The sequence below is a fragment of the Vibrio glycogenivorans genome, from assembly GCF_051660965.1.
Classification (GTDB): domain Bacteria; phylum Pseudomonadota; class Gammaproteobacteria; order Enterobacterales; family Vibrionaceae; genus Vibrio.
On sequence record NZ_JBPVIS010000003.1, the window covers coordinates 140,646 to 152,896 of the forward strand.

The following is a 12,251-nucleotide window of genomic DNA, read 5'->3' on the forward strand; positions in this document are numbered from 1 at the left end:
TATGGGTATCTTAGTCGATTTCAACAATATCTCTCAGCGCTTAGCAGACTTTGATGACGCTGCGTATGATGAACGCTATCGCCACTCTCCGCTATTGCGGGGGTTGGCTTATTTGCTTATCTCAGTTGAGTGGGAGGGCACACCCAGCCTACTCAGTGACGCCTTTGTCCCAGCAACTAATGATACCGACGCGTTCACCGAAACGCTCGAGCGATTGAGCTATCAGTGCAATATCGAAAAGCACCGCAACACCTTTGAGTTGCAGACTTTCACTAACATCTGCTTCGTCAAAATCGAAAACTTGTGCGCAATCTTGGTCGGCCATCATGACAATAAGCTGATTCTTTTTGATTACAACAACAATACCACCTTCGAGATTGAAGCGAGCAACACCCCCTGTACGACTATTTCGATCAGCGAATATTCGCGGCTGTTTCGCGAGCCACCGCCGGAATCACAGGATAAGTCCAACTGGATTAAATATTCTTTTTATCGTTACAACAGTGAACTAAAGAGCCTGATCATACTGAGCTTTGCCATCAGTGTCCTCGGCGCGCTGCAGCCGTTTTTTATTATGAGCGTGTATAATTTTGCCCTCACCTCCAGCTCGGTGAGCACCCTGTACTGGCTGACACTGTTTGCGATTATCGTTGCCTTTGCTGAGTACACGTTTAAAAAGCTCCGGGTCAAGATCATCAGTACCTCAGGCAAAGATCTCGCCGTGCACATCTCAAAAAACGTGGTGTCTAAGCTGCTGTGGCTACCCTACTCAATGACATCCAGCGCAGGCGTTTCAAGCCAGTTAGCTCGCCTTAAGGATATCGACAATTTCCGCCGCTTGGTCACTGCTGAATCGACCATGAGTTATTTCGATATGCCGTTTGTGATTGTGTTTATCATCGCTATTGCCTTTATGTCGGGTACCGCTGCGATTGTGGTATTCACTGGACTACTTTTAATGCTAGTTTTCTGTGTCTACTCACGTTATCAATACACCCAAGCAACCTCACAAAGCTCGCGAGCCAACGCTATGGTCTCCTACCAATGGAACGAGATATTGCGTGGAATTCGCACCATACAGGGACTTCCACTGCTGCGTGTGATCCAATCACGTTTTCGCGCTTGCCACAGCCAAAGCACCGGTGATGCAGAGCGCGTTGCAGTGACCAATAGTAAAGTTCAAGCCGCTGGGGGAAGCTTAATCCAGGTGATAGGTACGGCGAGTATCGTGGTTGCGGTGGTAGGCGTGATGGATGGCACCTCAGATGCAGGGGCGATGCTGGCCACGGTGATCTTAGTCTGGAAGGCATTAGGGCCTATCATGGGGATCTACAACTCGATCTCAAAGTTCCAATCGTTAAAGGCATCAGCCGCGCAGATAAACAACCTGATGGCGCTGGGTGATGATAAGTTGACCCTGCATAAAAGTCCCCCGGTGCGTCAGTTTGAGGGCTTAATTGTTGGCAGTGGCATCACTCACCGCTATCTGGGTGCCACAACTGGACTGACTAACCTTGGCTTCAAGATGGCGCCAGGCTCAAAAACCGTAGTGTCCGGTCCTTCAGGCAGTGGCAAAACGACCCTACTCAATGTGCTAACCGGGATGGAAGATCGCTACCAAGGCGCTGTGTATTTTGATGGGTATAACATTAAGCAATTCAATAGCTTTCGTTTTAGAAAGTCGATTTGTCATATCCCTTTTGAGCTGCATATCTTCGATGGTAGCCTCGAAGCCAACTTTATTTTCCACAATGGTGTTATGCCGACCACGCAAATGAACGAGTGGATTGAGTTCTTTGATCTTGGATACTGGTTTAAGGAGGGGTTAAGTACCGAACTCTCGATGGATATCGTCCAGGGCTTTCCCAACAGCGTGCAACAAAAGCTGCGTCTCGCTTTAGGTCTTGGCACGCTTGAGCAGCAGATCTACATCATTGACGAGCCATTCTGTGGCTCTGAAAAGGAAAACGCCCACTATTTTAACCAACTCTTTAGTGACAAGTTGCTCAAAAAAACAGTGGTCTTTTCGTCAAACGACACCAACCTAATCTCCTCAACCAACCTTAGCATGGTGTTGGAGGCAGATGGTAACAGCAAGTATTTTGGCCTTACAGACAAGTACTTAGCGAGTATGGGCTAGCAAATTCTCACTTGTGAACCAATCTCAATTTTGAGATAATTTTTGGTGATAGGATTATAGATACGGCCTTAGTTCAGGCTAGCTGAAATGGATTCATATGCGAAGAAGCAACCTTAAACAACACAGTGTTCACCCTCCTTGCACGTGCAGCGACTGTGTCGACGCGTACTTAGCGAGCGCGAGAGAGGAAATCAGGGATATCCTTGACATCTGGTATCACGAGGGCTTTCTGCCAAGTACCAGGCACTGTCATACCAAGCCAATGACCAAGGCAAAAGCCGACCGCACCCGCTATGAAGCCACCATCGTCTTCTTACTCAAGTCAAACCAATATAGAGACGCACTACAACACCTCACCCACCACTGGCCCTATTGCAATGCCAGCCAAGAAGCACTCGAACAACTGACTTGCCTTGCTGATACGGAACTGCAATCGTAGAATCGAGAGGCGAGATCGGGCTTTGCCCTGCGAGAAGCGAGTAGCTTGTCTCGCGTGATATTCCCTCGATCCAGAAATGAGTCTGGAAACGGACTTAAACATTGACATTCGATTTAGGACTCAACTCCTTACGATATGGTTCTCGCCTCTCGAAGCGCAGCGATCTCGCCTCTCGCCTCTTCCCGACAGGGAAAAAAAGAGGACCTAAGTCCTCTTTTTTGCTCAAACCCATCCATCATTCATCAGCCGTTTTTGTATCCTGTCGATGGCCTCTATTTGTAGTTGTCTTACTCGCTCGTTGGAGATACCTAAGATCTGCCCCACTTCAGCTAGGGTTTTTGCTGGGGTATTAAACAGCCCATAACGATTGATAAGAATCATTTTCAGCTTCTCTGGCAGAGAATCAATCACATGCTCAAGTGAAGTCCCAAACTCTTGATCTTGAAACATATCCAGTGGATCGACACAGGTCTCACTCTCGCACTCATCTAAAGTAAGTGGACGAGAGAGGATATCTGCAGTGGTTGAAGTCTCGATAAAGCCGCTCAATTTTACCAACTCACTCACCTTCTCTACTGACATTTGCGCTTCATCGGCGAGCTCAGAAACCGAGCTGGCGTGTGATTCCGCCCTGTGAAAAGCAGAACTCTTTGAGGCGAGTTTATTGATCTCTTTAACCACATGCACTGGGATTCGCACTGTACGGCTAGTGTTCATTAAAGCAGATTCAATGCTCTCTCTGATCCACCATACTGCGTAAGTAGAGAAACGATAACCCAACTCTGGATCGAACTTTTCAATCGCCTTAATCAAACCGATGTTACCCTCTTCAATCACATCGAGCAGATTGAGGTTACCAAGATTACGTCGGGTATAGCTTTTGGCAATCTTTACCACCAAGCGCAGATTCGCCTCTATAAGGGTATCACGAGCACTCACATCACCGGCACGATTGAGGCGTGCGTAATGAAGCTCTTCTTCGGGAGATAACAGATCGATACCCACAATATCAGAAATATAGTTGGAGTAAGGATCATAGGAACGGCTGCTTGAGAACCCTGTTTGGTTCTCTTCTCTCTCTTCCCTGACCTGCTCCCTTGCTCTGCAACGGCTATTTCCTTCCATACGTCGTTCCCCTGAACCAACATTAATGTTTTTGATTCGTACTACCTGACCGATTCACCATCCATAGCCAGCTTGACAGCACGCCTTTTCAATACATCTAACGTGTGTTGCGTTACGCTTTTGTTAAGTATTTGTTCAATCAACACATGTAAATGAATTGCTACCCTCTTGTGGGGAAAAGCTTAGCAATATTAACAATGAGAAACACAAAAATCACTAACTTTTTACACAATTCATTAACAACAGGCTCACTTTTGAGCTACCTAAGTATCTCACTTTTACAACTATAGCAAAGGAGGGGTGTTTTTGTGCTTTTTTTCCTGAAAGTGAGATTTTGTATCCTAGACTGATTTCTGTAGTAAACAGATCTATGCATTATTTGGGTATTATTTATGACGCTATGGCACGATTTATCAGTAAGATATAAGCTCATTGGGCTGGTATTATTGCCAATTATTCTCGTGGCGGCCTTGGCATTCAATCAAGTACACGGGCTGCAAAACCAGGTTCAAGATTTAGAGAAAATTAAATCCGCCTCACAATTTATCGATCACCTCTCCTCGTCAATCGTCGCAGATAAGGAGTTGCTGACAAAACAAGATGCGTTACAACAACTGGACAATAGCCACGCTATCCAGATCCCCTTGTTGCCCAACCTATTCCCCTTAGATGACCAGTTGGCTGAGCGTATGGCAGAAATGCAGGAGGCGGTTGAGTTCCTCTATGAAAGCGAAGATGCCTATGACCAATATGATGCTATCGAATCACAAGCCGACATCGTCGAAGAGTTGCTGACTAAAATCGAAACTCTGCAACTCAACGCTGCCCCGCAAGACATTCAGGATGACCTTGGCGCTTTGGTCAGAATCGAGTGGTTGATGCTTTGGGGGTTGAAGGAAAACGCTTTAAGTCACCTTTTGTATAACAGCTATCTGCAAGAGGCCGAGTTTGATTCAGAAATCGCCGATGAGATACAAGCCCTAAGTCAGAACCAGCTTCTTTATCTCGAACGCTTCATCGCCCTAAATGCCGACGAACAACAGGTATCACTGATGCTTGAAGTGTTTGGCAACCAAGTATTTTCACAAGGTCGCGAATTCATGCAGACCCTGTTAGAGGAAGAGCAAATCGCTGAGGTGGCCTTTGAGCAAGCCCAAGTTGGCTTCTCTGTACTCGAGCAGCGGCGTGTACTCCTTGAAGGTGTCGCGGATAACATTGAAAGTCAGTTGCGCTCTGAGGTGGACCAAAAAGCCACCGCTGCCAAAAACCAAATCACCGGCTTCACCCTGACACTCATCGTGATCAGCTTGGCGGTTGTGATTGTGACTGTGCGCTTCTCGCGCCATGTCACCAACAACCTCAAATTGGTACTGGAGTACCTTATTGATGAGCGCACTCCAGATGGCCTGGCTCTCTCATCACATATCAAGGGTAAAGATGAGCTTAATACCTTCGCCAACGAGGTGGAGCGACTAACGGTTGAGCGAAAGCATGCGCAAGAAAAGCTCAAACATGCGATTGAAGTAGCTGAAAAGGCTAAAGACGATGCCATTATGGCGAGCAAGGCAAAAAGCAGTTTCTTAGCTAATATGTCACATGAGATCCGTACCCCGCTCAACGGTGTGATTGGTATCTCTGAGGTATTATCGGACACCCAACTGACCGCGACGCAGCGTGAGTATGTTGACACCATCGAGACCTCTTCGCATCTATTGCTCACCCTGATCAATGATATTCTCGACTTCTCTAAGATAGAGTCCGGCATGTTGATTGTGAGCCCCCACGCTTCGAGCTTGAGAGAAACTGTCTATGATCTCGCCTCGATTGTAATGCCCAAAGTCAAAGAGAAAGAGATAGGCCTCAATATCAACATCAGCAATGATATGCCCTACAGCTTAATCATCGATGATCACCGTCTTAGTCAAGTGCTGATGAACTTCTTGTCCAATGCCGTTAAGTTTACCAGCGAGGGCACTGTCGAGCTCAGCGCTCAATGCCTAGAGCTCACCGATAACAATGCCAAGATAGAGTTTGCTGTACAGGATTCTGGCATTGGTATCGATGCTGAGCAGCAACGCAAGATTTTCGAGCCTTTCTCCCAAGAGGACAGCTCTACAACACGTCAATTTGGGGGGACTGGGCTTGGCCTGGCAATTAGTACCCAACTGGTTGAGTTGATGGGGGGTAAGATTGCGCTCCATTCTGAAAAAGGAGTGGGTAGCCGTTTCAGCTTTGTCTTAGAGGTGCCTCTTGATAAGCAAGACTACACACCGAAACACGCAATCAAGGCACCGATTGTGCTGGTCGGCGAGCCTTCGGCGGCGTTAGAGTCGTTACTGCATGAGATGCAGGTTTACAAATTACCTATCAAACAAACCGTGAGTTCAATTTCTCAATTAGAATCCGACCTTGCCAAAGCGCTTGTCGTGTATCTTGAGTCCTCTGCAAGTCAAGCTAATGACCTCGTCGACGCCTTTACCCAACTAGAGGGTAACAATAACCGCATCTGTCTGGTTCAGCACTTTGCCAGCCAAAATTTTGATTATAAAAGCAGTATCTCTGCCCTAGTCACCAACCCTGTTTTCGGACTTCGCCTGGTTAAAGCGATTGAGAATTGCGACAAAGCAATGACTCAGTCGGTAGCCAAGGAAGATAGCCAATTCGAGGTCAAGCAACGACTATTGATTGTCGAGGACAACAAGGTTAATCAGAAAATTGCCAGCTTACACGTCTCTCGCCTAGGTTTTGATTTTGACATCGCCAACGACGGTCAAGAAGCGGTAGATATCATTAGTGGTGGCGCACGTTACAACTTGATCCTCATGGATTGCATGATGCCGATTAAAGATGGCTTTGAAGCGGTGATTGAGATTCGCCAATGGGAAAAAGACACTAATACCCGCAAGACTCCGATCATTGCCCTCACCGCCAGTGTGGTCGACGATGATGTCCAACGCTGTTTTGATGTAGGCATGGACGGTTACGTACAAAAACCGTTTAAAGGTAATCAGCTCAAAGAAAAGATCTTTGATCACATCGATTCCAGCGTTAGTCCTCAGGGAGTTGCTACAACCTCTGAGAATCTAGCCTCAGAGAGCACCTCAAAGGCTGTGGATGATAAGCGGCCACAAGCCCCAACTAAAACTCCAGATTCACACAACGTCAGTGCACAACCCAATGTCCCGTTAGAGGACAAAAAAGAACGGGTCATGCTCGTAGAAGACAACAAGGTTAATCAAATGGTGACTAGCCTGTTTTTGGAGAAGGCCGGCTATCAATATGAAATCGCCAACAACGGTCAGGAGGCCATCAACACCTATCTCAGCGGTAACTTCGACATTATCCTGATGGACTGCATGATGCCAATCAAAGACGGATACGAAGCCACCAAGGAGATACGGGCCTATGAACAACAAGAGGGTCTCAATCGAACCCCAATCATAGCCCTCACAGCCAGTGTTATCGATGACGATATACAGAAGTGTTACGACTCTGGTATGGATGCTTATGTACCTAAGCCAATTAAAAAGGAAAAACTCCTTCAGCAGATGCAAAGCATCGTCTAGCAGGGAGAGGTTAACTATGAAAAAACTTTTTTCGAGAACACTTTTTAATCGAGCGGCCTATTTTGCAGTGTTGTTAGGTCTCTCTCCCCTATCCACTTCATTCGCCCTCTCTGCTTCTGAGCAGTTCGCGATCATCTCTCTTAATCCTGAGTTTGAACAACTGAGTGTGAGTAAGGCCAAAAAGCTCTATCGTGGGAAAACCAAAAAGCTCCAAGGCGAGCGAATCGAGCTGTCTGACTGGCCCGAAGGAACCAATGTGCGCGAAGAGTTTTATAAATCTCTGCTGGGTAAAACCGTAGCTCAGATGAACGCCCATTGGGCAAGCTTGTCATTTTCGGGCAAAGCTAGGCCCCCCAAAGAGATTGATGGTAATAACGTTAATCAGTTAATTGAATGGTTGAATGATGATCCCAGCCGTATTGGTTATGCCCCTCTGAGGTTAGTACCAGAGAATGCCAATATTATCTATGTCGTTGGTGCGGAGAAATAACATGAAAAAGAATATTATTTACGGGACGCTTTGCTTACTTCCACTCCAAACCATGGCAGCGATTGATCTCACAGATAACCTTTCAGTTAGTGGGTTTGGTACTACTTCTTGGGCGACGAGTGACAATGAAACACCTGTTTTAATTAATCGTAACATAGACGACTCTAACTGTTTTGATTGTGACACAATATTAGGCCTACAACTCGACTTTTATCATGAGGCCTTAAAAGCATCTGCTCAGGTGGTTAAACGACCACAAGATGATTGGGGAGAGCCTGAGCTAGAGTGGGCTTACATTGGCTACGAATGGGATAACTTTGAGGCCAAAGTCGGTCGGCTTAGACTTCCAGTATTTTTAAAATCTGAGTACTTTTATGTCGGTCACGCCTATACCTATGCAAGACCACCAAGTGAAGTTTATGACGGAATTTTGGGAATCACGGCTTTCAATGGGGTCAGCGCAACTTGGAATCATGATTTCGATACTACTACATTGACGCTGACTCCATTTGTAGGGTTTAAAGATAGTAATACCGTTGATTACACACCTACATTTAGACTGGAGATCGAGACACAATACACCGTTGGTTTGAATAGCATTATCACTGGTGAAAACTATCGAGCATACTTAACCTACCTTCGATCCAAATATGACGCAGATGCTATACTCCAAGTTGGTCCTGGTGAGATTCCATTCCTTCCTTTTGGTGGGACCGTCACCATACCAACTCGAGATGTCGAGGTTGATCTCTACGCTGCAGGCTTCGAGTATGAATTTGGCCAAGCTACTCTTACTTTTGAAGCGCAAGCGAGCGACCAGAGACAGTCATGGTATTCGGGTGCAGAATATAATGTAAATAAGCTGACTCCTTACGCAATTTTTGGTCAACAGTATTCAGACTCTCAGCACTCTAATTTTAGAAAAGCGGGCAATAGTTTCACGTTGGGAGCGCGTTATGATTTGCTGCCGAACGTGTCTGTTAATGCCGAGTGGCAAAAATTCAAAGCGTTTACACCATACGGAGGTGCATTCGCGGTAGCCGAAGGTGCAGAATTAGGTGATGATACTGATGCTAATGTTTACACCATTATGGTTAACTTTGTATTTTAGAAACGCGAGAGGCGGTGATACCACTATCACCGCCCACTGTTTGGCTTGCTTCACAAATAACACTGGACTAATTTGTGGATATCGACGCGTACTTTTAACCTAGCAGCGAGAAGGTATAACCCCGCGATCTTGCGATGCAAAAACAACGCCTCGACCGGAGGCGTATGCCAGTACCCCTGCTCCAAACTCAGCGCTGCTCCAGCATCGCGAAGTCTTGGTGCCAAATCACTGGTAGCAAAATTGTATCGCCCTTGCACCAACATCGGCTCGCAGGCAATCGAGACCAAATTAAGAACCGATTGTCTCTGCTCATCCGCAATCTCTTCACTGAAAAACCCTATCTGCTCGAGTGCGGCATTAAGCCCTTGATTATCACTGCGCATCACCGCAGCAAACGCTAAGCGGTAACCCTCACAGATCCGCTCGTCGTACTCTCTTGTGGCACCAAAATCGAGTAGACCAATCTGTTGGGTCTCTTCTAGGTAAAGGTAGTTGGCAAAGTTAGGGTCGGTTTGCACCAAGCGATATTCAAAAATTTCTTTGAATAGCAGCTCGAGCAATTTGGTCATAACATGGTCACGGGTCGCCTGATCGTGTCCGGCCAAATCTTCGATAGCAATCCCATTGAGGTATTCCATCGATAACACACTATCACTTGAGCAGTGGCGAATGATTTTGGGCACAACAAAGTTGCTATCCCCTGCAAGTAACTGCCCATAGCGCTCCGCAAATCTTGCCTCACGCTGGTAGTCAGCCTCAAAATGAAGCTGCTGCTTGGCATCTTCAAGTAACTCGGAATAATTTACCCCCTCAGGGATCAATCCCACCATGTTAAGCAGTGTACCGACGTTATCTACGTCACTATCAATACTCTTTCTAATCCCAGGATATTGAACCTTGATTGCCAGTGAGTCGCCGTTTTCAGCATAGGCATGATGGACTTGGCCAATCGATGCGCTGGCAACAGGTTTGAAGTTAAACGCCAAAAAATGCTGTTTCCAGTCAACACCTAAACCATCTTCAAGCGCCTGTGCAAGTTGTTTTGCTGGCATTGGATTGGCATCAGAGCGCAATCGTGCGAGGATTTCAGCCAAATCTGGGTCAATCAGTTCCCCGGCATCCATCGAGAGCATTTGACCGAGCTTCATGGCTGCGCCACGTAACTGAGCAAGCTGATCCGCCAGGTGAGCAATATTGTGTGGTGTCAGCACCAAGTCTCTCATATTGGGACGCTGTCCTTTAAACCACTGTTTGGAGCCCTCAGTCACCACGTTTGTCGCTACGCGCGTAGCAAGGGATGCAAACTTACCAAAACGAGCCACTCTGTGCGTTGGTAGGTTGCTCTCTTTCATTAACACGTCTTTCATCAACATAGGTCGCCTATATCATCTATTAGTAATTTTTAGTTCCTACGCACGAATAACTAATAGGTAGCAAACCTCGTGTTGCAGTATCATAGCGACCCAGAGATTTCCAACCCTATTCCGATGAAAATGATCAACAAAGGCGACTTAATCATAGTTCTGACCACCCTACTCGCAGCTGCAGGATGGGTGTTTTCAAAAGAAGCGGTGCAAGAGATGCCGCCGTTTATGTTTATTGGTACGCGCTTTTTTCTTGCCAGTGTTTTTCTTTTGCCTTTTTGTTGCAAAACACTGCGTCGGATCCCGAGCAAAGCGTTATCATCAGCGATGGGTGTCGGAGTGGTACTTGGGTGTGCGATTTTCTGTTGGATTTATGCCATCTCTATCTCAGATACCTTGGGCGAGGGCGCGTTTATTATGAGCCTATCGATGCTGTTCGTTCCCATCGTCGCCTGGGTAATGTTCGGCCAAAAGCCTACTCGCCTATTTTGGTGGTCACTGCCCATTGCTGCGCTCGGACTTTTTTTGCTCTCTTACGACGGCGGATTCGTGTTCGCAAGCAGCCAATTACTGTTTTTACTTTCTGCGATGGCACTGGCCGTTCACTTTAACCTCAACAGCAAATACGCCTCTACAATCCCACCGCTGGCGCTGACTACTATTCAACTGTTCGTGATTGGAATCATTGGTACACTGCTCTCAGCCGCTGTTGAGCAATGGCCAAGCACCCTTTCGGCACCGACGCTGAAATGGTTTGCGCTGAGCGTATTGCTCGCCACCAGCATCCGCTATGTGATGCAAACCAGCGGACAAAAATTTGCCCAGCCAACCTCAGCTGCGATTTTGATGCTGCTCGAGCCGGTTTGGACGGTTGTACTGAGCGTTTTGATCTACGCCGAAGCGATGCCTGCTACCAAGCTGGTAGGCTGTGGACTACTTCTATTTTCTTTGCTGTTTTATCGCTTAGGCAGCCTGCGAAAACTTCACTAACGCTATTTTAGTTGGCGAGGGGCGGGTTACACTTCGTTGCGGGTTTCGAGGAGTTACCAAACAGAGGTCAATTTCGCAGTACGCCAACTAGTGATAGATGTATACCCAAGTGACCTCAACATTCATCACTGGTTGTTATCGATTGGGCGGATGATTTTACATGGGCTGCCTGCGGCGAGGACATTGGCCGGGATGTCTTTGGTGACAACACTGCCTGCGCCAATAACGGTGTTTTCGCCAATCGTGACACCTGGACAGACGATCACCCCGCCTCCGAGCCAAACATTGTCGCCAATGGTGATTGGCAGACCAAACTCAACGCCTTCTACCACTCGTTGCTCAACATCAAGTGGATGACCTGCAGTATAAATCTGCACGTTTGGCGCAAACATCACATTGTCACCAATCTTGACAGGGGCGACATCTAGCACTACGCAATTGAAATTGGCATAGAAGTTTTTGCCCAGCTTGATGTTGTAGCCGTAGTCACAACGAAAAGGGGGTTCAAGAAACGCTTGCTCAGAGTCCGGAATAAGCTTGTCAATTGCGTCTCGCCACTCTTCAGAATTGGGGATTGAGTTATTTAACTCCATCAAGGTTTTACGACACTCAATTCGCTCGTTGTATAAAGTTTCATCCCACGCATCATAGGCCTCACCGGCCAACATTTTTTCTTTTTCGGTTCTCATTTACTTACTTCACTTAACAATGATTGGATTGAATTTGCGAATAGTGCAGTGGAATATCCCTCTTTCACAAGCCATTCATCAAACATTTGTCTAAACGACTAACTAGGTCACATTATTTACGCCAACTCTGGCTCTACCGGTTCGGCTCTTTGAATCATTGGTCACTTATAGAAATGAGATCCTGTGCCAATTAACGGCAATACAACTTGGATAATGGCGTGCTAGATCCTAAGTTTAATAGGTGTCATGTTGCTTAACTTGGCGTTACTTTGCACAGACTTGACACAAATCTGTCCAAACACTGTTTTGTAAATGACGTGCTAGACGTATGCTTTTT

Annotated in this window: 9 protein-coding genes; 6 read left to right on the forward strand and 3 right to left on the reverse strand. The window is 46.7% G+C overall.

All coding sequences use genetic code 11. The features are described from left to right. The first annotated feature begins 1 nt into the window (after position 1). Both ACSTTG_RS08830 and ACSTTG_RS08835 read left to right on the forward strand, forming a co-directional pair. Positions 2 to 2,140 (forward strand): ATP-binding cassette domain-containing protein, encoded by a 2,139-nt coding sequence (locus tag ACSTTG_RS08830; RefSeq protein WP_438474524.1) that lies wholly within the window; start codon positions 2 to 4, stop codon positions 2,138 to 2,140. Between the two features lie 97 nt (positions 2,141 to 2,237). Beyond that, positions 2,238 to 2,579, forward strand: coding sequence for a hypothetical protein (locus ACSTTG_RS08835; protein ID WP_438474525.1), 342 nt, complete (start codon positions 2,238 to 2,240; stop codon positions 2,577 to 2,579). A gap of 222 nt (positions 2,580 to 2,801) precedes the next feature. Here ACSTTG_RS08835 and ACSTTG_RS08840 read toward each other — a convergent pair whose 3' ends face one another. Beyond that, positions 2,802 to 3,704 (reverse strand): sigma-70 family RNA polymerase sigma factor, encoded by a 903-nt coding sequence (locus tag ACSTTG_RS08840; protein ID WP_438458814.1) that lies wholly within the window; start codon positions 3,702 to 3,704, stop codon positions 2,802 to 2,804. A gap of 392 nt (positions 3,705 to 4,096) precedes the next feature. Between ACSTTG_RS08840 and ACSTTG_RS08845 the strand changes: the two genes are divergently transcribed. The 3 genes from ACSTTG_RS08845 to ACSTTG_RS08855 are packed head-to-tail and all read left to right on the forward strand — an operon-like array spanning position 4,097 to position 8,871. Continuing rightward, complete coding sequence (locus tag ACSTTG_RS08845) at positions 4,097 to 7,270, forward strand: response regulator (protein ID WP_438474526.1); 3,174 nt, start codon at positions 4,097 to 4,099, stop codon at positions 7,268 to 7,270. A gap of 16 nt (positions 7,271 to 7,286) precedes the next feature. Continuing rightward, on the forward strand, positions 7,287 to 7,760 hold the full coding sequence (locus ACSTTG_RS08850; protein WP_438458812.1) for a hypothetical protein: 474 nt from the start codon (positions 7,287 to 7,289) through the stop codon (positions 7,758 to 7,760). Between the two features lies 1 nt (position 7,761). Beyond that, positions 7,762 to 8,871, forward strand: a complete 1,110-nt coding sequence (locus tag ACSTTG_RS08855) for an outer membrane beta-barrel protein (RefSeq protein WP_438474527.1) — start codon at positions 7,762 to 7,764, stop codon at positions 8,869 to 8,871. A 50-nt stretch (positions 8,872 to 8,921) separates the two neighbouring features. Here the strand turns inward: ACSTTG_RS08855 and ACSTTG_RS08860 are convergent, their stop codons facing one another. Then, entirely contained in the window at positions 8,922 to 10,229 is a 1,308-nt protein-coding gene (locus tag ACSTTG_RS08860) for an ABC1 kinase family protein (protein WP_438474789.1), read from the reverse strand. Positions 10,230 to 10,358: 129 nt separating this feature from the next. Between ACSTTG_RS08860 and ACSTTG_RS08865 the strand changes: the two genes are divergently transcribed. Continuing rightward, entirely contained in the window at positions 10,359 to 11,225 is an 867-nt protein-coding gene (locus tag ACSTTG_RS08865; RefSeq protein WP_438474791.1) for a DMT family transporter, read from the forward strand. Between the two features lie 125 nt (positions 11,226 to 11,350). On the opposite strand, the gene ACSTTG_RS08870 is transcribed toward ACSTTG_RS08865, so the two are convergent. After that, complete coding sequence (locus ACSTTG_RS08870) at positions 11,351 to 11,914, reverse strand: sugar O-acetyltransferase (RefSeq protein ID WP_438458810.1); 564 nt, start codon at positions 11,912 to 11,914, stop codon at positions 11,351 to 11,353. Between the last annotated feature and the right edge of the window lie 337 nt (positions 11,915 to 12,251).